This is a genomic window from uncultured Coprobacter sp. (genome assembly GCF_947855755.1).
In the GTDB taxonomy this organism is placed as follows: Bacteria; Bacteroidota; Bacteroidia; order Bacteroidales; family Coprobacteraceae; genus Coprobacter.
Map to the genome: position 1 here is coordinate 203675 of NZ_CANUAR010000003.1, position 25466 is coordinate 229140.

Consider the following 25466-nt stretch of genomic DNA (forward strand, 5'->3'; position numbering starts at 1 on the left):
ATTTTATGTATTGGGAGTCCTTTAAATATACCGGACTCGGATGTAACTAATTATTTTTTTAGCAATACAGACATTCCCGAACGCAGGTTTTCTACCGGAGCTGTCGGACGAGCTTTGATTTGGAAAGTTTTGGCGTCATATTGTCCGCTTACTTTTGTCGCTCTCCATACAGCATAAGTGCCTAAGTCTTTTATATAATAAATTTTTAAAGTGATTTCTTTGTTTCCTAAAGCCGGAATTATTGCCGGGATTTCTTTTCCCATAGTCAGGTTTTGCAGAAGCTCTTCTCTTACGTTGAATGTAACCCACATGTCATTCAGGTTCAGAACATTCATAATCGGAGCTCCGGTACCTACCAGTTCGCCTTCGTTAGGGAATATGTCGGATATTTCTCCGTCGATCGGAGCTGTCAGGTATGAGTCTGCCAATACCGATTCTACTTGAGCCACACTACCTTTTGCTGCCAGCAACATTGCTGCCGCAGCCTCTTTATCTTCGATTTGCGCACCTTTTTTGGCCATTTCATATTGAGATCTTGCTGCGCTTTCGGTGGCTTTCATTGCGTTATAGTTTGCTTCGGCTTCATCGCGTTTTTGGGCGGAAATCACGCCTTTTTTGAAAAGAGCCTGCATCCGGTCGTATGATTTTTTTGCAATATCGAGTCCGGCTATTGCTTTTTGCCACATGTCGTAAGCCGAGTTTATTACTTCTATACGCGCTCCTTTATCTACTTTTTGGTTTTGGGCTTTATATACATTCTCCATAGCAGAAGCCTGCATGAGTTTAGCTTCGGCATCGGATGAAAAGATGCGGACAAGAGTATCGCCTTTATGTACGCTTTGTCCGTCCTCCACCATAAATTCGACAATACGTCCCGGAAGTTTTCCCGATACCCGTACTTGAGTCGCTTCTGCCTGTCCTTGTATGGTTTCGTCACCCGGTTTCAACATGAAGAATCCGATCATTGCGAGGATAATGATCACGATAATGAGTCCGACTAATCCGATGATCAGACTTTTTTCTTTTTTTCTTTGAGGAGTATCCATTGTCGTTTGTTTTTTTACGTTTCCTATTTTATTTCATTAGTCCCATAGCCTTAGACAAATAAACTTCGCATAAGCGAACATCTATTTCGGCATCTATTTTTTCTGACTGGGCTTGTAACCAGGCAGTCTGAGCTTCCAGTACATTATCGGTCGTAAGAACTCCCTCTTCGAATCCGATTTGGGCGTTACGAAGGTTTTCTTCTGCTTTTTCCATATTCTTACGTGTCATAATCAGCTTTTTATTTGCTTCGTTTACTTTAAATGTTGCCTGATTGACTTGTAATTCGATCTTCTCTTTAGCTTCTTCTAAATTTAAAAGAGCGATATTTCTTTCTGTTTTAGCAGCTTTTACTTTATAAAAATCTTTTCCCCAATGGAAAACCGGAATTTTAAGCATTACACCTACATTGAAAAATCCATCTACTCTCTTTTCGAAACTGTTGAAAACATTCGGGTTGGAGAACATATAACTTCCTGTCAAAGCAAGATTAGGCAACATGGCAGAAAGCGCGACTTTCTGTTTCTGTTTATAAATTTCTGTTGCTAATGTGAGACTCTGTATTTCACTGCGGTTGGCATATACTTCATCCATATTGATAGAGTTTGTCGGAACTGGTAAATTTTCCTCATGCAACACGTCTATTTCATCAGCTAAAGTATAAGGCATGTTGATAGGTAGTCCGCAAATTTGTGCCAGAAGCATTTTAGAGAGACTGAGTCCGTCAGAAACTTTTGTCAAAGTGATTTGCGCTTCATTTTGTTTTACTGCGACAGTCAGCCCGTCAGATTGAGTTGCAACCCCTTCAGCTATCATTGCTTCGACATTCTGGTATAAAGAATCTAAAAGATCGGCATAACTTTCGGCCAGTTTCTTTTTATACACCAACGATACCACTTGCCAATAAATTTCGTCCGTTTGGAACACAAGGTCTTTTACCGCTGTGCTCTTCTGAGTTTTCGCTAATTCTTCTGCATATTTAGTAATTTGATTATAAGCTCTTATTTTTCCGCCCATATAAATAGGTTGGGTAAGCGTAATTGCTCCCCCGAACATATTGGTCGTATTGGTACGCAGAGCATTTACTAAAGATTGTCCTGCTCCGTTTACCGAGTTTATTATACCAGCACCCAATTGCTGAAGTTGTGGTCCGAGTTCGGGATGTTGAGCCATTATTTGTTGCATTATGGGAGCTAATGTATTTGTTCCTGCATTTGATAATTGCTCTTTTTGTTTATCGCTTAATAGAGAGATTTCTTTTGAGTTATACATGTAACCTCCTACTGCATCGAATCCGGGCAAATAGTTTGCAAATGCCGATTTTCTCTCATAACCGGCTGCCTTTATTTTTTCATTGGCAATACGTATCTGCTTATTGTTATTTATTGCCATATTCCGGCACGAATCAAGGGTAAAAACCTGTTGTGCGATAGCATTACTTCCGCTAATGATGAGTAAACAGAGGACAATTAATTTTTTCATTCTGTTTGTTGTTTAGATATTATTTCTCAAATTTCGCGTTATATTCTTAAATATGCAATTGTTGCATAAACAATCTTTCTGTGTTAAAAAAATAGAGTCTTCACAGCTCTATCTTTTCTATCGGCAAAGATATGTTGTGAATATTAACATAACAAGAATTTCTTTCGGTTAGTTTTCTGTTTTTATTCTTTTTTAATAAAAGTGGCTACAAAAAACTGTTGCCGGATTAAGATATATATTTCGGCAACAGTTCTACAATATTTTATTGACTGGTTCTTGATCTATTGTTATTTTTCCAAATTAAATGATTTGCTTCCGATCATATAATTATCGGCAAAGATATCGACTCGGTAATCGCCCGGATATAAAAATTCTTCAACATTCCAATAAAGGCATAAATTCATCTCTTCGCCGTCATATTCTATAAGTTTACGGGTGGAAAAGTTTATTTCTTTATCTTCATAATGGAATAGGTCTGCCCGACTCTTCACCAGAATATCTCCATCCGGTTTCATAATTCGGAGATAAATATATTTCTCGCCGACTTCTGCCGTTACGTTTTTTGCAATGGTAAAACACACCTTTATTTGCTCGGTTTTGCTGATTTTGTTAGTCTCTTTGCCTCTTTTGTTGATCGGAGTAACTGTGATTCCGACCGCATCTAATTTTGATGCTAATGTAACTTTATGGCTGAGTTGTTCTTTGTCTTTTTGTAGTTGGGAAGCAGTTTGGGCTACAGCTTGATATTTACTGGTAACAGTTTTGTTTTCTTCCATCAACCTTTTATTGAGAGAGTTTAAAGAGTCGATTTGTATAATATAGTTACGCATTACGCTTCGTAATGTAGCCAATTCTTTTTTCAGTTCGTTGATGCGTGCGGCATCGGTAGCTTTAACGGTACGAAGCTCTTCGAGCAAGCGTTGGACTTTCATTTTTTCAGCATCCAGCTTTTGCACTAAAGAGTCGTTATTCAATAATATTTTCCCACCTTCATATTGGTCATATTGAAATGCAAGGTCGGCATATTCTTTTTCAAGTTCTTTCCGTTCGTTTTCGATTTCAACTTGCGTTTTGAAATCTTCCATCTCTTTCTTTTGCGAGTAAATAAAATATGCGGCGATTACCAAAATAACAACAAGAACAGCGCATGCTATAATCCATATGACAGATCCTTTTTTCATATTTGAAAAAGTATTTTCAGATTAGAATATTTTGTATTCTCCATAAAGAGATATTCAGTGCAAAGGTAAACGTTTTGGAAGCAAAAATCAACCATATTAGATTTTTTAAGTTATGAATCGGAAATTCCTTGCTTCGTGAAGGTTTTGATGTCTGATTATTAAAATAAATCAGCTTGGTTGGAAAACCGATCAAAATATCTATCTTTGCCAATTCTAATATGTATAATTGAAAAGCAGTGAAAAAAATCATTCTGTTTTTTAAAAATCATCCGATTCTTAAACATTTGATTTTTATCGGATTAGTTGTTGTGGTATTGATTTGGATCGTATTGCACAGTTTGGATATTTATACCCGACATGGGGAGTCGGTAATGGTTCCTGATGTTAAGCGTATGCAGGTTGAGGATGCAAAAGCTCTTTTTACTCGTCACGGATTACGCAGTGAAGTCATCGATTCGGTGTATGTAGATAATATTCCTCGAGGTGCAGTTGTGGAACAAATACCTCAGGAAAATTCTCCCGTTAAAGAAAATAGAATTGTTTTTCTGACGATAAACTCCAATCTTCCCAGAAAAGTTACAGTACCGGATGTTCGAGATATGTCATATCGCCAAGCTGTTGCTATTCTCGAAGGGATAGGCCTTTCGCAACCGGAGATCGAATATGTAGCTTCGGAATATAAAGATCTTGTGTTGGATGTCGTTTATAATGGAGTATCTGTAGAGAGAGGGTTGAAATTGCCCGTATCTTCCCGATTGAAATTATTTGTTGGAAACGGGACTGCGGAGATTATCGAAGACTCTGTTATTATAAATGAAGATTCTGTGGGAGAGGAGTGGATGGAATAATGGATGAGAAACTCACGGACATAGAGACCGACTGTGAAGAACTGGAGACGGGAGATGAAGAAATTCCGGCTATGTATGAGCATTTTAAGTTTGTTGCAGACAAAGGTCAGAATTTATTACGGGTCGATAAGTTTTTGGTAGCTCGCATCGAGAATGCTTCGAGAAACCGAATTCAGCAGGCTGCTGAAGCTAATTGCATATTAGTAAACGGGATTCCGGTGAAGTCTAATTATCGAGTAAAACCGTTGGATGTCGTTTCGGTTGTGATGGACAGGCCTCGTTACGAATCGGAAATCATACCTGAAAATATTCCCCTTAATATTGTATATGAAGATAAAGAGGTGTTGGTTGTAAATAAGCCGGCAGGACTTGTCGTGCATCCGGGACATGGCAATTATTCGGGAACATTAGTCAATGCATTGGCATATTATTTCAGAAATGATCCTTTGTTCGATGTTTCTGATCCTCGTTTAGGGTTGGTGCATCGTATCGATAAAGATACTTCAGGTTTGTTGGTAATTGCCAAAACGCCTGAAGCCAAAACGAATTTAGGATTGCAATTTTTTAATAAAACGACAAAACGTAAGTATGTCGCACTGGTATGGGGAAGAATGGAGGAAAACGAAGGCCGGATCGAAGGAAATATAGGCCGTAGTTTGAAAGATCGTTTACAAATGACCGTGTTCCCTGAAGGCGATTATGGCAAGCATGCCGTAACTCATTATACGACTCTCGAGCGTTTGGGATATGTGTCTCTTGTAGAATGTCGGCTGGAGACCGGACGAACACACCAGATACGGGTACATATGAAATATATCGGTCATACATTATTTAATGATGCACGGTATGGGGGGAATGAGGTGCTTAAGGGAACGACTTTTGCCAAGTATAAGCAGTTCGTTCAAAATTGTTTTGATATTTGTCCCCGTCATGCTCTGCATGCTAAAACTTTGGGTTTTGTGCATCCGGTTACGGGAAAAGAGATGTTTTTTGATTCGGAAATACCGGAGGATATGAGCTTGTTGATCGAAAAATGGCGTTCGTACATGCAGAATAGAGAAATTGATTGAATAAAGATCGTTATATAAAATATTTTAAGTATATTTATTGCTATAAACATGGATAAGCGTAGAATTGCTATTGTAGCCGGTGGATATTCTTCGGAGTTTCCGGTCTCGTTAAGAAGTGCGCAAGGGCTTTATTCTTTTATGGATAAGGACCGTTACGACATATATATTGTAAAATTAACCCGTGACGAATGGTTCGTTGAGTTACCTGGTGGGGAAACTTCTGAAATAGATAAAAATGATTTTAGTTTTGTCGAAGGAGACCGGATTCGCCATTTTGATTTTGTCTATATTACGATACATGGGACTCCCGGCGAAGATGGGCGGATACAAGGTTATTTAGATATGATAGGTTTGCCTTATTCAACCTGTGATACTCTGGTTTCGGCCATGACATTCAACAAGTTTGTTTGTAATCGGTATCTGCAAGCATTCGGAATTCCTATTGCACACTCTATCGTATTGCGGAACGGACAGTCGATTTCTGATCAGGAGGTAGTAGAGCAGGTCGGCTTGCCTTGTTTTATAAAGCCTAATGTCGGCGGATCGAGTTGCGGAGCTACAAAAGTAAAGATTGAAGGGGAAATACAACCGGCTATAAAGAAAGCTTTTGATGAAGGAAAAGAAGTTATTATCGAAGCTTTTATGGCAGGAACGGAAATCACTTGCGGCTGTTATAAAACCCGGAAACGGGATGTTGTACTCCCTGTTACGGAAGTCATAAGCAAAAATGAGTTCTTTGATTATGAAGCCAAATATACAGCTTGCAAAGCGGAAGAGATTACTCCTGCCCGTTTGTCTGAGGAAATGACAGCCAAGGTACAGGAACGTACGTCTCTTATTTACGATATATTGGGTTGTAAAGGTATTATCCGTGTCGATTATATTATCGTAGGTGAAGAACCCTATTTGTTAGAAGTAAATACGACTCCGGGCATGACCGAAACCAGTTTTATTCCTCAGCAGGTAAAAGCTGCCGGTATGGAGATGAAATGTGTTTTGTCGGAGATTATTGAAAACGAAATGTCGTGTAGATAACGATTCTTATGAAGAGCTCTGTTATGATCTGTAAAATGATAAAGTTATGAGACAACTATTTGATTTTGACGAGATACGTCCTTTTTATGACGAGGAGATTCCTGACATTATCAGGTCGCTCACAAAAGAAGAAAAGTTTCGGCATGCTTTAAAATTTGTTGTTCCTGATGTTGATGCATTCTGTCGCCAAATGGAAGAATGTACTACTAAAAGAGAATTTCAAAAACGATTGGCTATTCCTGTATTAATCGATTTGGCGAGACGCTCTACTTCAGGAGTGGATGCGAGTGGACTTGAAAATTTGTCTCCGTCAGGTAATTATACCTATATGTCAAATCATCGAGATATAGTTTTAGATGCCTCTTTCCTGAACATGATGCTCGATGCTCATGGATTTGAAACCAGTGAAGTGGCGATCGGAGATAATTTATTGGTGTATCCGTGGATTTCAGATTTGGTACGGGTAAATAAAAGCGTTATCGTAAACCGTAATGTCCCTCGTCGACGCATGCTTGAGGTTTCTCGTCGGTTATCTAATTATATTAATTTCGCAATTAAGATAAAACACCAGTCTTTATGGATTGCCCAACGTGAGGGTCGTTCTAAAAATTCTGAGGACCAAACGCAGGAAAGCGTTATCAAAATGCTGAATCTCGGAGGTGGAAGCGATATGCGTACGAATATTATGGGGTTGAATATTGTTCCGGTTTCTATATCTTATGAATATGATCCTTGTGACTATTTAAAAGCAAAAGAGTATCAGATGAAACGGGATAATCCTGATTACAAGAAACAACCTCAGGATGATCTTTTCAGTATGGAAACGGGGATATCCGGTTATAAAGGACATATTCATTTTCATCTATCGCCGGTTATTAACGGAGAATTAGAAAAATTGGAAGATTGTTGTGAAAAATCGGATGTGTTGCATTGTATAACCCGTATTATTGATAAGGCAATTCATTCAAATTACATGATTTATTCGGGTAATTATGTCGCTTATGACGAGTTGTATCATACAGATCGTTTTTCAAAAAATTATTCCGCTGAAGAGAAACGTCGTTTTATGGATTATATGCAGACACAGTTAGATAAGATCGATTTACCGCAGAAAGATGAGGCGTTTCTTCTTGAAAGGATGCTTGAAATGTATTCTAATCCATTGAAAAATAAATTAATAGCTACGGGTGTTGATCTTTGATATAAAAAATATTTAGTATTAAATTTTATTTCGTCATATAAAATGACTATTTTTGCACAATAAGATATGTTCTGAAAAAACATATTAGCGACATAAGCATAGAGATGCACATAAATTATAATTATAATATAGTTTTTCAGGTCTGAGGTTTTGGAAAAGTAATTGTTTTAGGATGTGAATCCATCAAAGCATGTTATTTTATTTACTCTTAGACACCTTATGAAGAATAGTGAATTGACTTCCGGCTTCGGATCTGAAAAACTTCTTATACAAAGGGCTTCGATGTCAATCGAAGTCTTTTGTTTTTGAAAATATTTTTCTGATTTTTTACGAGGAAGATAGCCTGATATCCTCCTCGTAAAATCAGAAAAACATCCTCGAAAGAAACTCTCAAAACTGATCCAGTAAAATTTAAACAGGCTCTAAGTGTTTGTCCGGATTATTTTATCGGAAACTTTAAACAGAATTTAAAGGTTAAGTATCATTGGGTTACCAAATCAATTTCCCTTTTCCTTCACGGACGATGAATGCATCGTCTTCGCTACAATCTACAATAGTAGAAGCCTCTATGCCCCCATATCCCCCATTGATGACAATATCGACGTCATTTTCATATTTTTCTGCAATGAGTTCGGGATCGGTAGTATATTCCAGAATCTCGTCTTCATCACGTACTGAAGTTGTTAGTACCGGATTTTCCAACTGATGTACGATTTCCCGAATTATAGAATTGTCAGGGACACGAATCCCCACTGTTTTACGGTTTTTGTAAATCTTAGGAAGATTGGAGTGAGTAGGCAGTATGAATGTAAACGGACCCGGTAGATTTTTTTTCATCAATTTGAAATGCTCGTTGTTTACTTTAGCGTATTGACTGATATTGCTGAGATCATAACAAATGATCGATAGATTGACTTTTTGAGGATTAATACCTTTTAGGCGGCATATTCGCTCAACGGCACGAACATTAAGAGCGTCACATCCGATTGCATATACAGTGTCTGTCGGATATACTATCAGTCCTCCTTCTTTGAGGACATTAACCACTTTGTTTATTTCTTTTGGATTCGGGTTTTCCGGATATATTCTGATAACTTCCATGATAAAACTGTATATATATTGTTTATTACTGACCGTGATTGGAAACAAAGGTTTATAAGGGATTGTTTATCTCTCTGTCTGTTCACTGAAGCGATATCCTATTCCTGATTCGGTAAGAATAAATGCCGGGAAAGAAGGATCGTTTTCGATCTTTTTTCTTAATTGAGCTATAAATACTCGTAAATATTGGGGTTGGCTCTGATAGGCTACACCCCATACTTCTTTTAACAAATATTGATGAGTAAGGACTTTCCCCGCATTTTGTGCCATTAGAGACAATATCGAAAATTCGGTACTTGTCAATTTTATGATTTCGTTTTTCTTTTTTACGCAATGGTTTAGCATATCTATGGTTAAATCGCCGAATGAGAGAATTGCCGATTGGTCTTTTTCTTCCCGAATAGAACGTATTGCCGACCGGATGCGGGCTAATAGCTCGCCATTATGAAACGGTTTGGTCAGATAATCATTCGCTCCGGAGTCAAGGGCTTTTACAATCTCTTCTTCATGCGTGCGGGCAGATAAAATGATAATGGGATTTTTATACCACTCTCGTAGTTTTCGCAAAACAGATTGTCCATCTTCATCTGGTAACCCGAGATCGAGAATGATCAATGTCGGAGAATGCATGGCGGCGGCCATTAATCCTTCTTTGGCATTAGAGGCGACCAATACTTTATATTTGCTCATTTCCAGAGTAATGCTCAATAAGCGTCGTATCTGTACTTCGTCGTCAATAATCAGGATGCTGTTATTGTTCATATTATATGTATTAGTAAAAATCAAAAATTATCTATCAAAGGTAACATACTGGGAATACGGATAAAAATATTTGCTCCTTTTCCGATAACATTACTGGCTTCTACCTGACCTTTGTGGATATCTATGTATCCTTTGACAATGGATAATCCGAGACCCGATCCTCCTGTAATTCCCGATTCACCCCGGTAGAATTTGTTGAAGATGTAGGGTAAATCTTTGTCTGCAAATCCTTTCCCGTAGTCGGTAATAGATATGCAGAAATTTGTTCCGTCGTGCTGGAAATCTAATTCGATCAATGTATGGGACGGGACATATACTGTGATATTGTATAATAAATTGTACATCACCTGTTCGATGAGTCCGAAATCGATGCGTACCAAAGGCATATCGTCCGGAATATTTATAGAAAGATCATATTCTTTTAGTTCGTTTTTGAGTAACCCGGTTACCGAATTTACAAGATCATGCACATCGTACCAGTCGAAACGAGGAGAAAGCCTGCCGGAATCTAATCTCGACATACTGAGTAGATTCTCGATAAGCCGGTGCAGTCTTTGGGCAGCCATATAAATTTCTTCTCCTATATCCTTGCTGATACCTTGTTCTATCTCTTTCAAAGTTTCAGAGGCAGAAAGAATCGAGGTTACCGGAATACGTAATTCATGAGATATAGAGTTGAAAAGAGTTTTATACAATCGGTCTGATTCGCTTAATACAGAGGCTTGTCTGGCCATATCGTTCAAATATTCCCGTTCAAGTGCATTTGAGATTTGCCTTTTCAACGTAAGCCACAAGAGTTCTTCTTCGGCATCGAATAATTTTTTAAATTCGAGAACGACGACACCCATTCTCATTTTAAGGCTGTTAAGCGGATAAAATGTATGTTCTTCATACATATAATTTTCTGTTGATTTACCGGCCTGTTTACGTTTGTCGAATACCCATTGTGCTACTTTAAATTCGTTACTGGTAAGCGAGAAATTACTATGAGGTGAGGTGGAATTGCTTAACCCTCCTTTGTTGTTTTTTAGAATAAATGCGCATTTCAGTTTAAAACTGTCGTTGATTGCTTTTGCTGATATTTCGAGAATAGAATTAATTCCGCTGGCAGTACTGAGATGTTTCGAAAAGTTGAACATGGCATTTGATATCTGTTCTCTTTTGCGGCTTTGTTGTTCTTGTTTTCTTAATCGGGTGGCCAGCATAATATTGATAAACGGAATTGCGAGAAACATAAAAAATTGTAACCAGTCGTCGGGAGAAGAAAGGGACGGAGTACCGTAAGGAATCGTAAAAAATATGTCGTATATGCTCGCACTAAGTAAAGCAGATAAGAGAATCGGTCCGGTCGAAAAATAGATAGATTGTAATGCGAGAATGATAAGAAATATGTACCCAGAGGACACTTCGCTTACCATTCCCACGAATGGACTTAACATCGCGACTGCAGACAATGTTATTGCTGCCGATTTAATATAATTACCGACAGAAGTTTTGAAACCGGATGTATTGATTCTGAAAAATTTCTTTTTTCGTTCGAGGATACTTTCATTCGAAAGAATATAGATGTCGAGATTTTTACATTTAGAGATAAGACGATCCAGTTCGCTTCGTCTGAAAATTCGCTTTATATATTTTTCATTCGGAAGTCTCTCGAAAATTAAATGTGTTATTTTTTCGATACGAATTACATCCAGCATGCTCGATACCCAGCTTTCTCCTGTTGATCGGATAACAAATACTCCTAACCGATAGGCCATGCTGATATTTTTGTTGAGTTGTTCCTGCTCTTTATTTGACAATCTTCCGGTAGAGTCAAAATATACGGCATAGAGAGGAACACCTAAGGTATAGGATAGGTTTTTAGATCTTCGGATAAAGCTTTCCATATGTGGACTTTCATTAATGGAGATCAATAATTTTACTCCGGTAATAGTGTCTTCCTGCATATGGTGCTCATAAAGATACTGGCGTTGTTTTTCATTCCGGCGGAATGCCATCATTTGTTTGCAAAGGCGTTGTAATAAATGAAGGTTCTTGATCGAAAAAAATGCTTTTCGATAATGTTCTCCTAAATGTTGGTCGAGATAAATACTTTTGTCGAGAAATCGTTTTGCTATTTCTTGAGGAGATGCGTCTATATAATGAACCTTTTCTGCCAGTTCGAATAAAATATCCGGAACGGTGTATGTAGTGTAATACTCGGTATTTTCTTGAACAGAGTAAGCCTTGCTTTCCAATTGTAACACGCTTAGAGTTGTATATACGTGTATTCCGTCGTCAAGCAGTTCTTCAATATCTTGATGTCGATGTTTGTGTCGGCTGCCATCGGGATTTTGATGAGCCATTTCATCTATCAAAACGATTTGAGGATCGCGTTTGATTATATAATCGAGATTTATTTCTCCATTCTTTTTCGATGGGATTTGTTCTATCTGTGCAGCTAATCGTTCTATTTCCTCATTTCCGTGCGAGTTATAATTTGCTAAGACAACATCGAAGCCGTCATTTATCAATTGGATTCCTTCTTGTAGCATTAAGTGGGTTTTGCCTATACCCATACACATTCCGAAGAACAAGGTCAATTGTCCTTTTGTTTTTCGCTCGGGATTGAGTAAGCTGACTCTCTTTTGAGGTTTGAACCGAAAAACTTTATTCATAGGAAAGTATGTTTTATATCGGAATGTTTAACAAAATAAAAAAAGATCTTTGATCTCTCAAAATAATAAAGAGGGAAATTGTAGTATCTGTTTAAATTTTCCGGTAAAGAAATATCAACGGCGGTATCTATAAAAAATAGATGCCGCCGTTGATATGTGATTCTTTAGCAACTTTATTCTATTTTATGCAGGTCGTGTCCCATACGTTCTTTTTTTGTTTTCATATAGAACATATTATACGGGTTCGGTTCTACTTCGATCGGTACATTTTCCACGATCTCCAGTCCATAACCTTTTAATCCGATGCGTTTTACAGGATTGTTGGTCATTAATTTCATTTTACGGACTCCTAATTCGCGGAGTATATTAGCCCCTACGCCATAATCTCGTTCATCGGCTTTGAATCCGAGATGAAGATTAGCATCTACCGTATCTAAACCTTCTTCTTGTAATTTATAAGCTTTCATTTTATTCATAAGGCCTATACCTCTGCCTTCTTGATTCATATATACGATGACGCCTTTTCCTTCTTTTTCGATCATTTTCATCGCTTTGTGCAATTGTTCTCCACATTCGCACCGTTTCGAACCGAATATATCTCCCGTCATGCAGGACGAATGAACTCGTACCAATATCGGTTCGTCCGGTTTCCATTCGCCTTTTATAAGGGCGATGTGTTCGAGTCCGTTGGAAACTTGTCTGAATGGAATTAATCTGAAATGTCCGTATGCCGTAGGCATATTTACCTCTACACCTTTTTCGACAATCGATTCTTCCTTTAAGCGATAAGCGATGAGGTCTTTGATACAGATGATCTTGATACCGAATTTTCGGGAGACCTCCATCAATTGAGGGAGACGAGCCATTGTTCCGTCTTCATTAATGATCTCTATCAATGCCCCTGCCGGGTACAAACCTGCCAAACGAGCTAAATCTACGGCAGCTTCAGTATGTCCGGATCTGCGCAATACTCCTCTGGAGCGGGCACGAAGAGGGTTTACGTGTCCCGGACGTCCTAAATCTGACGGCTTTGTTTTCGGATCGGCTAATGCACGGATTGTTTCAGCCCGGTCGAACATAGAAACGCCTGTTGTGCATCCGCCTCCTAATTTATCCACCGTTATGGTAAAAGGGGTTTCATGTATCGATGTATTGTTTGCAACCTGCATGTTCAGATCTAACTCTTCACACCGCTCTTCCGTTATCGGGGCACATAATACTCCACGTCCATGGGTGAGCATGAAATTAACCTTTTCCGGAGTTATTTTTTCTGCTGCAATAATGAAATCTCCTTCATTTTCCCGGTCTTCATCATCGACAACGATAATAAATTTTCCCTCCCGAAAATCTTCTATCGCTTCTTCTATCGTATTCAGTTTTATTTCATTCATAATCTTTGTATTTAGTATTCCGGATGAACAGACACCGGAATGGGTAAATTCGAAAAAAGGAAATTCTTAAATTATTGAGTTTCGGATTTTTGCTCAGTTTCTCGTATAATAGCAAGAACTTCTTGATTTGTTTTTTGTATAGTTTGTAATTCTTGCCTTAATCGGTGTTGTTCCCAGCAACCGACCAAATATATAGGTATGGATATGGGAAATAAAACGGTCATGACAATTCCTATCCATCGTATTCGACATGGCTGGTATAGTAGCAGCATGCGGAGAACAGGATAATTTATCAGTTTACTTATTAATATTTGAGATCGAGTATTCTGAGCATATTCTACCCAATTGTCAACTTCTGTTTTTAGAGAACGAAGTAAATGTTTATCGTAACCTTGCGTCCAGTACTGATAGTAAGATTGTCGTTTCTTACCGGTATTTTTTTGCATCCGGTCACAGAGAATACCTATTTGTTCTACTCGTTTTTCTGCTTCATTTACATCGACTTCATCTATTATTACTTCTTTCATGGTAATATGGCGAGTTTCTTTTTTACCGATCAGTTTATAAATGAAGTTCATATAAAGGTCTTTATTGAAAACATCTGCATCGTTGACGGCTTTATAGGTGAGGAAGATACCTAACGGCAGTAATACTGCAGAACTTAACCACATACCTTCCCATACTTCCCAACGGCCATCTCTCGCCATTTTATATCCGGAGTTGTCTATGATGTAGTAAAATATAAATAATAATACCGATACGACAACTGGAGTTCCCAACCCGCCTTTCCGGATGATTGCACCTAAGGGAGCTCCGATAAAGAAAAAAATCAGGCATGCAAAAGAAAGAGTGAATTTTTTGTGCATTTCCATTTCATGACGACGAATGATCCGTTGGTCTCCGTCAGAAAGCATACTTTTATATTCGTAGTCTTGACGTACGGTTTCGGCTCTTGAAACAGCACGGTTCAGCATAGATTCTCTTTGTTGTAAAGATGCCGATGCGTATATGCTGTCTATATTTATGGTTGCAGTTGCAGATCGTTCTTTATAAGTACTGTCTCGTCGTTCATTGTTATACAACGTGAAATATCCGGAGTTCGTAAGTTCTTTTCCGAAACTGTTGCCGATACTATCCATTCTTAAGGTCATGGAGTCGATAGAAGTTCGCAGTTCGTGCATGTCTTTACCGATGTATTGATTTTGCATTACTCCGTCATCCATACGGTTAAATCCGGCATCAAATGGTATTAAGATTTCTTTTGTCGAAAAAGTTTCACGCCGATAAGGAACGCTATTTACAGCTGTTCTTTGACTTTTCAGATTTTCAAAAGATTCGCCGCTGTATAAAGTAAGGAATAAGTATTGTTTGTCTTCGGTCAATTTGAGTTTTCCTGAATCGGCCAGAATGACCATTGCGTTATCGAAACCGCCTGATAAATCATAGATCATCAGATCTCTCATCATCCCGGTTTTTCTGTCTTTTTCTTTGACATAAAGGTTATATCCGTTGATCTGATCGTAAAAAACTCCTTCGGGGATGTCCAATTCAGGAGACTTTTGCCGTATCGAGTAGAGTAGAGTGTACATTTTTACCTGAGCTTTCGGAAGTATGTCATTTTGAAAAAAGAAAGCTCCGACAGCTATCAGGGCAACTACTATGACTAAAGGACGCATGACATGCAGAAGCGATACTCCGGCTGCTTTTATTGCCAACAATTCGAGTCGTTCACCTAAATTTCCGAAAGTCATTAAAGATGCCAGCAATAATGCTAACGGAAGCGACATCGGTACCATAGACACTGCTGCATAAAAGAATAATTCGGCAAGTACAGACATCTCTATTCCTTTCCCGACCAGTTCATCGACATATCTCCATAAAAATTGCATAAGAATAATGAACAAGCAAATGAAGAATGTCATTAGAAACAAGGGCAAGAATGTTTGTAAGATAAAGAGATATAATCTTTTGATACGAAACATACTTTTAACTTTGTGTCGCAAAAGTAGTGCAAAAAAACGAATTTAGGATATTAAGCATTCATAAAAACCATTTATTGTAAATACTTCGAAAAAGCACTTGTGAATAAAATGCAGAAAGATACTTTTAATTAAGTTACGTATATTATACAGAATATCTGGAGAGCACATGACACAGATATTCTGTATAATTTAAATCTTTTTATGCTCCCAGCCGTTGTCTGAGAGAAGATATTTGTCTGTTCCACAAATCGATACTATCCCTTTTTTCATCAGGATAGGCATAATCGGTAATTTCGAGAATAACATCCCCTGTCAATTCTATTACATTGATGCGGAATTCAAAATATGATTTCGTATCGACATCTTCTTCATCCCAACGAAATCGGATAAATACTCCAGAACGATATCCGATCTGATGAGCAGTTTGAGGCATTTTATTCCAAAAGAACGTATATTCTTTTCCGTCTGCAGTAACAGTATCTGCAAACCAATCTGCCAGTCCGTTGACAGTACCTACATATGTCCATAGAACAGAAGGGGATACATTGTTCAGACTGTACTCGATAATGTATTTTTCCTTATTCATGTGCATTAGATTTATGAGTGTTTTGATGGCTAATATATAAATAAATTTTTATCCGACATGAATTTCTGTTTTTTTTATTCTGTTTTTTTGAAAATACGGTTTTTTTCTGCCTAATTATCATGGTTTTGAAAAAGTGTATGGTATAGAGTTAGATTGATATTAAATAATCTCCGGCTTTAAAGTAGAAAATTAAAAGTCTATGTTTAAATATCCCGATTCCCATCGTGATATTAGCTTAGGTGTGTGTTATAGTTGCCGGAGATTATTATCTCTTATATCGGGAGTATTATGTCTGTTTCTTGAGATGGCTGAGAAAAAGAATAGATTATTAAGATAATAAAGATTATCAGTACAACGGCAAAGAAAATGATCATCAGTATATTTTCGAGTTTTTCATTTTCTCGGTTAATATATCCCTCTTCATTTGTTCTGAATAGCCATTTTTTTATATCCATCGTATGAACTTCTTTTTTACTTCATTACAATTTGACTTATTTTAAAGATTTGGTTTAATTTTATTTGTGTAAAATTATAAGTGTCGATTTAATCGTTCGTTAAATTTGTATTCATAATGTCTTGTTATTTAAATAATTATATTTTACTTGGTAAATTATATAATTCTTACAACTCACTGATAATAATTATTTTAAAGAAACGTTTTCTTGTTTTATGATAAATTTTTACCTTTATGCGTGAAATGTCGATTAAGACGAACGTCTTAACCGACATTTTTTAGTTGAGCCGGTTCTTTATGAATACTGAGGCTTATAAATAGAACTATAGATATGTTGCGTTGTTTTTATTATAATCTCAAATTATTTATGAGTATGGTATTTGCATATCTGCGAGTAAGTACTGGCAAGCAACATTTGGAAAATCAGATGAAAGAAATCGAGAAATTTGCATCTCGCAAAGGCTTGGTTATAGATGTATGGATAAAAGAAGTGGTTAGTGGTAAAAAGAATGAGAAATTCAGGGCTTTAGGAAAACTGAAGAGGAAGGTGAAAAAGGGTGATATTATTATCATTACTGAAATTTCTCGATTAAGCAGAACTCTTCATGAAGTGATGTCTATATTGGGCTATTTTTTGGATACCGGGGTTTTATTGTATAGTACGAAAGATGGTTTTGAGTTTGACGATAGTATCAGTAGTCAGGTAATGGCATTTGCTTTTGGATTGGCAGCACAGATTGAGCATAAACTTATTTCCCAGCGCACACGTGAGGCTCTTGCTGTTCGGAAAGCGGCAGGGGTACAGCTGGGAAGAAAAAAAGGAGATAATTACAAACAAAGATCTCTTTTGGAGCATAAAAAACAGATACGGGAAATGCTTCAGCAGGGAGTCTCTATTTCTAATATATGTCGGCATTTTAATATATGCCGAGATACTTTTTATGCTTTCAGAAGAAATGGAGGTTTATTATAGTTTGATCGAGAATTTCTTTAAATGGTCATCGAGCATGTGTTCCGGGATGATTTTTTTTATCGTATCGGCTACAGCATTGATGATTCGTTCTTTGATATAGTCGTTACGGATAATTATCGATATTTCACGAATGGCAGGTGGAGATGTAATGTCTTTGATATTCGCTTTTTGAGCTTCTGATAATAAAGGCAAATGAAGTTCGGGAATAACGGTATAGCCGCCATTACTATCAACTATTCTGATTAAAGTTTCTATACTTCCGGCTTCGTAGGTTGTATTGTGAGTTGACGATTTACCGCAAAAATTGAATATTTGTTTCCTAAAACAATGCCCTTCCTGAAGTACCCATAGGTGTTCCATCGGCATGTCTGTTGCGCTTAGACCGGTATTTTTGCGAGGTTCATCGGGAGAGAAGTATGCAACGAATTTTTCATAGTATATGGGTATCTCCAAAAGACCGTTCTGGTCGATAGGAGTTGAAACGATTGCCATATCCAATAATGAATTTTTGAGGTTGTAGATGATGTTATCGGTTTTCATTTCTGAAATGGAGAGAGCGACATCCGGGTAATCTTTTTTAAATATAGATATGAATTGAGGAACTAGATAGGGAGCAATCGTGGGTATGATCCCGATTCTGATATTACCAGAAAGGGTTTTTGTCTCGTTGTGAATCATCTCTTCTATTCTGTGAATTTCGTGTAATGCGATTTCTGCTTGGCGGATGATTCGCTCTCCGGTTTCTGTAGGTTCTATCGGATGTTTGTTGCGGTCGAATATTTTTACGTTCAACTCCTCCTCGAGTTTTTGTATCATTGTACTTAAAGTGGGTTGTGTAACTCCGCATTCTTCAGAAGCCTTTACAAAATGTCGGTATCTGTTTACCGCCACAATATACTCCATCTGTTGTATTGTCATATTTTAATAGATTTTATAAATACAAAGATAGATAATATCTGTTTGATTTATGTGTATTCGTACCATATCTTTGTCATACATAAAAGAAATATTCATTTTAAAAATAGATATAATTATGGAAAATCAAGTGAACGTAATGCCGAGAATCGGTGAAAAAGCTCCCTCTTTTGAGGCTGTAACTACTCAGGGTAAAATTAATTTTCCGTCGGATTATGCCGGAAAATGGATTATATTGTTTAGTCATCCGGCAGATTTTACGCCGGTGTGTACTTCAGAATTTATGACATTCGGTAAAATGTCAAAAGAATTTGAAGATTTAAATTGTCAGTTAGTCGGACTTTCTGTTGACGGTTTATATAGCCATATCGCATGGCTTCGTACTATCAAGGATAAAATCGATTATAAGGGAATGAAAAATATTGAAATTAAGTTTCCGCTTATCGAAGATATAACGATGAATGTGGCTAAACTTTATGGAATGATTCAGCCCGGTGAAAGCTCTACTTCTGCTGTCCGTGCAGTATTTTTTATCGATCCTCAAGGAACTATTCGTACGATTATGTATTATCCGTTGTCATTAGGACGCAATTTCGATGAGATAAAGAGAGTTCTTATTGGTTTACAGACTGCAGATAATTTTGGCGTCGCTCTTCCTGCAGACTGGCGTCCGGGAGATGATGTTATTGTTCCTACTGCAGGATCGTGTGGCGTTGCGAAAGAACGGATGGAGAGCCAAGATGAGAACCTTCATTGTTATGATTGGTTTTTCTGTACAAAAAAACTTTCTAAAGAGAGTGTTGAAAGTAAGTTAGGTAAGTAATTTTAAAGAAAGGTATAATTATGCCGGTAATTCATTTGAGTGAGAAAGATTTCTCAGAAAAGGTAGTAAATCTTGAAACTATTTTCTCGCAATGGGAATATAAGGGAGGTAAACCTGCGTTAATAGATTTTTTTGCTACATGGTGTGGTCCGTGCAAGGCATTGAGTCCTGTTCTTGAAGAATTATCTGAGGAATATAAGGATCGGGTATATATTTATAAAATAGATGTAGATAAGGAAGAAAGATTGTCTGAAATTTTTGGTATTCGTACTGTTCCGACTTTATTGTTCTCACCTTTGAAAGGAGATCCGTATATGACTTCAGGAGTGATTCCGAAACATGAATTGAAAAATAAAATAGAAGAATTGCTGTTGAAATAGATCTTATCTATTTGTTGGTTTATTTCTTTAAAAACCGGTCGTTTTGCAAATAGCAAAATGCGATCGGTTTTTTTTATTGTTATAGTATGATTCTATAAAATCGTATTATTGTCGAAATAAAAAATGTGATACTGTTGATCATGTAAATATTATTATTAAGTTTGTAGTAACTATGATAAAATACCTGATAAGCATATTGTTTTGTGTTACTCTTTTATTGTTGTCAAATAATAATCCGGAGGAGCATTTAGTCAGATTTATGTCCGATGTGTCTGTCTTGCAGCAAGGTACTGCTGCGAACATGTCTTTTCTCGATGATTCTCTATCTCACTCGAATAGACGTGCTGATATTGAAAGTCATTTCGTGTTATTAGATACCGGTATATGCGGAGTATTTTTCCCCGTGTACTCTTATTCCAGAAAGATAGAAAATCCCACTGTTATCAAATTTATTTCTCCTAAGTATTTTCGCTTACTTACAAGAAATGCTGGATTTAATAATAAAAAATCGATTGCAGACTTTTCTAATTTTATTTTGTTTAAGTCCTCATATCGTTTTTTTGTATATGCATTAAGGCAAATACAGATTTAGCTGTTTCTTATCTATTATAGGAACTTACTTAAATTTTTCAATAAAGAAAATCTGTCAGCTCTTCTTTGTATTTTCTTTTGGTCTGTTTTCTGTCCCTACACGTCATGTAGCCTGCTACGTTTCTTGTCGGAACAAAAGACATCCTCGAAAACATCTCTCAAAAAAAATTCCGTGCGAAATTTAGGTAAGCTCTTAATATATTTTTGAAGCTGATCTTTTTAGTTGCAGTAGATTGTGCATTTGCAGATTGACTTATGGATTTGCTGCACGTGAAGATTATCCTTGAAATTAACTTTTATCTTTATAATACACTGAATAGTAATATCTTTACTTTAAATTATTAATATGCTATGATACATTTGTTATTATCTACGTTGGAAATGGCAGCACTTACTTTTGTAATAGGTTTTTTTGTTGCAGGAGTGATAAAGTTTATTGCCGTTTGGGCAGATTCTATGGATTTTTATACTTCTCATCAAGATGTGATAATTCGTTTGAGAAGATTACGGAAATTGCATCAGAAAGTTGCGCGGCTTGTAGAACAGGAAGCCTTGAAAAATTATAAATTTTATGGGGATAGGCGAGAAGAATTTAGTCGGGGAATAAATGAAGACCCTGCTGATGTGCGTAAAGCGGGATATTATCATGGAGTCAGTCATGGTGCTTCTAAAATGGATTTGTTAGATTATTATTATCCTGAAGATACGCAGTTGATGTATTTTAAAAAACATGAACAATATAAGGAAGAACAAGAAAGTAGTTTGAATAAAAAAAATGACTCATCTAAGAAGGATAACAGATAATAAATACTTATGGAAAATATTGATTTTTTTACTTTGTTTCAAGGATTTGGAACAATGGCAGCCGGAGGATGGATACTGGCTGCGGCACGATTATTTTTGATATTTCTCGGTTTTTTACTTGTCTATTTGGGTTGGAAAGGTGTTCTCGAACCCATGGTGATGATACCGATGGGATTGGGGATGATTGCGATTAATTGTGGTACGCTATTTATGCCCGACGGGGTTTTGGGTAATTTATTTCTTGATCCGATGCTTTCGGATACGGATGATTTGATGAATACAATGCAAATAGATTTTCTGCAACCGGTATATACCCTTACGTTCAGTAATGGATTGATTGCATGTTTTGTTTTTATGGGTATAGGAACTTTGTTGGATGTTAGTTTTTTACTTCAGAAACCATTTACCAGTTTATTTCTGGCTTTGTGTGCAGAACTTGGAACATTTTTGACATTGCCCATTGCATCTGCTTTCGGGCTGTCTTTTAAAGAAAGCGCTTCTGTTGCGATGGTCGGTGGTGCTGACGGACCTATGGTTTTGTTTACCTCTTTAATGTTGGCAAAACATCTTTTTGTTCCTATAACGGTAGTCGCTTATTTGTATTTAGGGTTGACTTATGGTGGGTATCCTTATCTTGTAAAATTGATGATACCCAAGCGGTTACGTGCTATTAAAATGACAACTAAAAAAGCTCCTAAAAATTATGATGCTAAGGTAAAACTTGCATTCGCTGCGATATTATGTGCTGTTTTATGTTTCTTGTTCCCAGTAGCTTCCCCTCTTTTCTTTTCTTTGTTTTTAGGGGTTGCTGTACGTGAGTCGGGAATGAAACACATCTATGATTTTGTCAGTGGTCCTTTGTTGTATGGTTCTACTTTCATGCTCGGTTTATTGTTGGGAGTTTTATGTGATGCAAAATTATTACTTGACCCTAAAATATTAAAGTTATTGGTTTTGGGAATTACGGCTTTGTTGTTGTCTGGTATCGGTGGTATTTTGGGAGGGTATATAATGTACTTTATAAAGAGGGGGAATTATAATCCGGTGATAGGAATTGCAGCTGTAAGCTGTGTCCCTACTACGGCGAAAGTCGCACAAAAAATAGTCAGTAAAGAAAATCCCGATTCTTTTGTTTTAGGAGATGCGTTGGGCGCAAATATTTCAGGTGTAATAACGTCAGCTATTATTACAGGGATTTATATAACTATAATTCCATATTTATAGTTTTGATTGTTGCTGTAAAAACAGGATACGCTAACAATTAGCGTATCCTGTTTTTTGTCATTTGTTACTATTCCATCTTATCTCGCAAAGATATGCCTACGTCGATAAAACGTCCGCCTCCGGTATCTTTACAATATGCGGTAATAAGATTCTCTTTACCGATTCTCAAAGCTTTTAAAGCCTCTGGCTTTATTGGAAAATATTCATAGTCGTTATTTGCTCTTCCGGCATTACAAGCAAGAACACCGTTGATAAATACATCAAAATTTTCGTCATGCATAACCTTGAGCATAAGGCGGGATATTTCGTCTTGAGAAAGTTTAGGCATGGTAAATTTGCGACGTATGCAGATTTCCGTAATGGTTCTGCCCTTATTATCTTTTATTTTGCCGTCTGCGACAGGCCAAGGGGTATTTCCCTTTTTACCGGCGGCATTTCCAAATGCTCCCAGGCCTTCTTCCCAATCTGAATCATCGAAATTCTCTTTGTTCCAAGCTCCTTTTCTCGGACCGTATTTATATTTCCAGATTTGGGCTTCTTTTTCCGATGTCGGGACTATTTCTTTAAAATTCGGCATTTTAAATTGGAATGTATTTATTTTTGCAATTTTAGAAGCATCGACTTTAGCAATTCTGTCATACGTGAACAATCCGTTGATTTCGGTCATTATATCGGTAAGTTCTGTATAAACTACGGCAGCGAGACCGTTTTCTTCTCGCATTTTGATAATCATATTATAAAGTTCGGCGTATTTGAAGAGAAGATCTTCTGATGTATCTACGTTAGCATATCCGCTGCCTTTACCTTCGAACCACATGTGTCCCGGAACTTTCATCCCTATACCACCGAATTCACCGCAAACGAGCACTTTCCCTTTAGCTTTTTCTTGATCCTCGACTTTAGGTTTGGGGTAAGAAGGAGCAGGGTAACTATGCGTATCCAATATGTCTCCTGAAAAAGACCATTTTCCTCCGCTTGCGTCATTGATCAATCGGGTGGGATCTTGTTTTTTGACGACCTGCACAAGACGTTCGGTATCGAATTGCCCTTGTCCTTCGTTAAATATTACCCACATAATAACAGACGGAGAATTTTTAAGAAAATCTACCATTCCTGTAAGTTCGGTTTCAAAAGCCTTTTTATCGATTTCTGGAGTGGGCTCATCTTTGTGGCTGCCTCTATATGAATTGCAAGAGGGGGCATCTTGCCATACCATAAGTCCGAGTTTGTCGCACCAGTAATACCAGCGAGCAGGTTCTACTTTTATGTGTTTGCGAGTAAAATTGAACCCCATTTTAATCGTTTCTTCTATGTCGAAGCGAAGAGCTTCGTCTGTGGGTGCGGTATAAATTCCATCGGGCCAGAATCCTTGATCGAGGGGACCGTTCATAAAAACAGGCTCATTATTTACGAATAGACGCTTTACCCCGTTTATTTCTCCTACGGAGATTTTTCGCATACCGAAATAGCTATTGACCTTATCCGTCGGTTTGCCGTCATTTCCCAATATCGATACATTAATATCATATAGGTAAGGATTTTGAGGAGACCAAAGTTTTGGATTCGAAATTTTGATCTTTATAGGACTATTGGTTTTTCCTTGAAATTTTCCGGATGCGAGCTCGATGAGCACTTTGGCATTTTTTGTATTTGACAAGACAGTAACTTCGACCTCTTTTTTATCTATATCGGGGACGATTTTGAGATCTTTGATATAAGTTTTGGAGACCGGTTCAAGCCATACTGTTTGCCATATTCCGCTTGTCGGTGTGTACATGATGCCTTTTTGAATACTGTCTTGTTTTCCTCGTGGTTGCCCTCCCTTATCTGTCGGGTCATAAACACGGACTATGAGCTCATTTTTTCCGTTTGTTACGGCATTTGTTATGTCAAAACTGAAAGGCAGATATCCTCCTTTATGCAGCCCTATTTTCTTCCCGTTGATAAATACTTCTGCCTCATAATCGACCGCTCCGAAATGGATTAGAATTTTTTTCCCTTTCCATTTGGACGGAATTTCAAATGTACGTCTGTACCAGAATTTGTCCAGTTGTTCCATGATTCCGGAAAGGGCACTCTCGACGGGAAAGGGTACTAAAATGTTTTCTGTGAGTTTTCTCCCGAAAGGTGGCTTTTCGTTTAAATCGGCGGAACGTTGAAACTCCCATACTCCGTTGAGATTCATCCATTCGTTGCGAGTCATTTGTGGACGGGGATATTCCGGATGAGGTTTCTCGGAATTCACGTCTTTTGCCCATTTTGTCATAATCGGTGCTTCTTTTGTTTTGAACTGGGCATGTAGTTCTGAACAAAGAAACGTAAGAATGCAACATATAGTCAGCATCCTTACAACTTTCATTTTCTCTTTAGTCATCCTTATGAATTTTGTTGTAAATATATTTTACAAATATAAGGATATTCATGTATTTGTATATACTTTTTTAAGAAAAAGAGAAATATAAACAAATCACGTCAATAGTCAGTCTGAATTTTGTACGAGTTAGATTTGAGAGTTTCTTTTGAGGATATTTTTCGTTTTTACGAGGAGAATAGCGGGCTATCTGACAAGTGGAAACGGAAAAAAATCGAAAAAAAACTGAAAGATACCTGATAATTTTTCTTATTGGAAAATTTAGGCAGCTCTTAGATAATAGGATTATGAACTTATTGTTCGATTACTTCGTAGATAAGATGTAATATATACACATAAAAAAGGTTGTCTCACGACAACCAATCTTCATTAACCTTAAATCTAATACCATGAAAAACACAATGCAAATATAATGCATAATCTGTTATTAAACATACTTTTTGAGCATAAAATGTTGCATATAAACATTATTTAATAAAATCGAGCTATTTGAATTTTCTATTTTGGGTTTTATTGATTTTGTTTACACTGATTAATCTATATTCTTCTATTAAACCAAATCTGCAGAAAAAACATTCGTTTTTTCTG

Annotated in this window: 20 protein-coding genes; 9 read left to right on the plus strand and 11 right to left on the minus strand. The window is 37.2% G+C overall.

Annotated features, from left to right (window positions below; all coding sequences use genetic code 11):
* Nucleotides 1–50: 50 nt before the first annotated feature.
* The 3 genes from Q0093_RS03485 to Q0093_RS03495 form a co-directional block, all read right to left on the minus strand.
* A complete protein-coding gene (locus Q0093_RS03485) occupies nt 51–1046 on the minus strand; it encodes an efflux RND transporter periplasmic adaptor subunit (RefSeq protein WP_297928458.1) in 996 nt (331 codons plus the stop codon).
* A 28-nt stretch (nt 1047–1074) separates the two neighbouring features.
* Nucleotides 1075–2526 (minus strand): TolC family protein, encoded by a 1452-nt coding sequence (locus Q0093_RS03490; protein WP_297928459.1) that lies wholly within the window; start codon nt 2524–2526, stop codon nt 1075–1077.
* Nucleotides 2527–2813: 287 nt separating this feature from the next.
* Nucleotides 2814–3707 (minus strand): hypothetical protein, encoded by an 894-nt coding sequence (locus Q0093_RS03495; RefSeq protein ID WP_294176571.1) that lies wholly within the window; start codon nt 3705–3707, stop codon nt 2814–2816.
* A 236-nt stretch (nt 3708–3943) separates the two neighbouring features.
* On the opposite strand from Q0093_RS03495, the gene Q0093_RS03500 reads away from it, so the two are divergent.
* From Q0093_RS03500 to Q0093_RS03515, 4 genes are read left to right on the plus strand one after another with little or no spacing between them, the layout of a single operon-like run.
* Entirely contained in the window at nt 3944–4555 is a 612-nt protein-coding gene (locus tag Q0093_RS03500; protein WP_297928460.1) for a PASTA domain-containing protein, read from the plus strand.
* Nucleotides 4555–5625, plus strand: coding sequence for an RluA family pseudouridine synthase (locus Q0093_RS03505; RefSeq protein WP_297928461.1), 1071 nt, complete (start codon nt 4555–4557; stop codon nt 5623–5625). Before Q0093_RS03500 ends, Q0093_RS03505 begins: the two co-directional genes overlap by 1 nt.
* 48 nt (nt 5626–5673) lie before the next feature.
* Complete coding sequence (locus Q0093_RS03510; protein ID WP_297928462.1) at nt 5674–6660, plus strand: D-alanine--D-alanine ligase; 987 nt, start codon at nt 5674–5676, stop codon at nt 6658–6660.
* A gap of 46 nt (nt 6661–6706) precedes the next feature.
* Entirely contained in the window at nt 6707–7861 is a 1155-nt protein-coding gene (locus Q0093_RS03515; protein WP_294176567.1) for a 1-acyl-sn-glycerol-3-phosphate acyltransferase, read from the plus strand.
* Between the two features lie 489 nt (nt 7862–8350).
* On the opposite strand, the gene Q0093_RS03520 is transcribed toward Q0093_RS03515, so the two are convergent.
* The 6 genes from Q0093_RS03520 to Q0093_RS03545 all read right to left on the minus strand — a co-directional run bounded on the left by Q0093_RS03520 (nt 8351) and on the right by Q0093_RS03545 (nt 16343).
* Entirely contained in the window at nt 8351–8962 is a 612-nt protein-coding gene (locus Q0093_RS03520) for an L-threonylcarbamoyladenylate synthase (RefSeq protein ID WP_294176565.1), read from the minus strand.
* 66 nt (nt 8963–9028) lie between these two features.
* Entirely contained in the window at nt 9029–9724 is a 696-nt protein-coding gene (locus Q0093_RS03525; RefSeq protein ID WP_297304080.1) for a response regulator, read from the minus strand.
* Between the two features lie 20 nt (nt 9725–9744).
* Complete coding sequence (locus tag Q0093_RS03530; RefSeq protein WP_297928463.1) at nt 9745–12384, minus strand: DUF4118 domain-containing protein; 2640 nt, start codon at nt 12382–12384, stop codon at nt 9745–9747.
* Nucleotides 12385–12557: 173 nt separating this feature from the next.
* Nucleotides 12558–13775 (minus strand): bifunctional 3,4-dihydroxy-2-butanone-4-phosphate synthase/GTP cyclohydrolase II, encoded by a 1218-nt coding sequence (locus tag Q0093_RS03535; RefSeq protein WP_294176562.1) that lies wholly within the window; start codon nt 13773–13775, stop codon nt 12558–12560.
* Between the two features lie 71 nt (nt 13776–13846).
* Entirely contained in the window at nt 13847–15757 is a 1911-nt protein-coding gene (locus Q0093_RS03540; RefSeq protein WP_297928464.1) for an LptF/LptG family permease, read from the minus strand.
* Nucleotides 15758–15956: 199 nt separating this feature from the next.
* Nucleotides 15957–16343, minus strand: coding sequence for an START-like domain-containing protein (locus tag Q0093_RS03545; protein WP_009319680.1), 387 nt, complete (start codon nt 16341–16343; stop codon nt 15957–15959).
* An 821-nt stretch (nt 16344–17164) separates the two neighbouring features.
* Here Q0093_RS03545 and Q0093_RS03550 point away from each other — a divergent pair.
* Nucleotides 17165–17770, plus strand: a complete 606-nt coding sequence (locus Q0093_RS03550; protein WP_297928465.1) for a recombinase family protein — start codon at nt 17165–17167, stop codon at nt 17768–17770.
* Here Q0093_RS03550 and Q0093_RS03555 read toward each other — a convergent pair.
* On the minus strand, nt 17765–18688 hold the full coding sequence (locus Q0093_RS03555; RefSeq protein WP_297928466.1) for a hydrogen peroxide-inducible genes activator: 924 nt from the start codon (nt 18686–18688) through the stop codon (nt 17765–17767). The genes Q0093_RS03550 and Q0093_RS03555 overlap by 6 nt on opposite strands.
* 115 nt (nt 18689–18803) lie before the next feature.
* On the opposite strand from Q0093_RS03555, the gene Q0093_RS03560 reads away from it, so the two are divergent.
* From Q0093_RS03560 to Q0093_RS03575, 4 genes are all read left to right on the plus strand, one after another.
* Nucleotides 18804–19508, plus strand: coding sequence for a peroxiredoxin (locus tag Q0093_RS03560; RefSeq protein ID WP_297928467.1), 705 nt, complete (start codon nt 18804–18806; stop codon nt 19506–19508).
* Between the two features lie 20 nt (nt 19509–19528).
* On the plus strand, nt 19529–19888 hold the full coding sequence (locus Q0093_RS03565; protein WP_297928468.1) for a thioredoxin domain-containing protein: 360 nt from the start codon (nt 19529–19531) through the stop codon (nt 19886–19888).
* Between the two features lie 942 nt (nt 19889–20830).
* Nucleotides 20831–21283, plus strand: coding sequence for a LapA family protein (locus Q0093_RS03570; protein ID WP_294176523.1), 453 nt, complete (start codon nt 20831–20833; stop codon nt 21281–21283).
* Nucleotides 21284–21292: 9 nt separating this feature from the next.
* Entirely contained in the window at nt 21293–22507 is a 1215-nt protein-coding gene (locus Q0093_RS03575) for a sodium ion-translocating decarboxylase subunit beta (protein WP_294176524.1), read from the plus strand.
* Nucleotides 22508–22574: 67 nt separating this feature from the next.
* Here Q0093_RS03575 and Q0093_RS03580 read toward each other — a convergent pair whose 3' ends face one another.
* Nucleotides 22575–24881 carry a glycoside hydrolase family 2 protein gene (locus tag Q0093_RS03580; protein ID WP_297928469.1) on the minus strand — a complete coding sequence of 769 codons (2307 nt, stop codon included), beginning with the start codon at nt 24879–24881 and terminating at the stop codon, nt 22575–22577.
* Between the last annotated feature and the right edge of the window lie 585 nt (nt 24882–25466).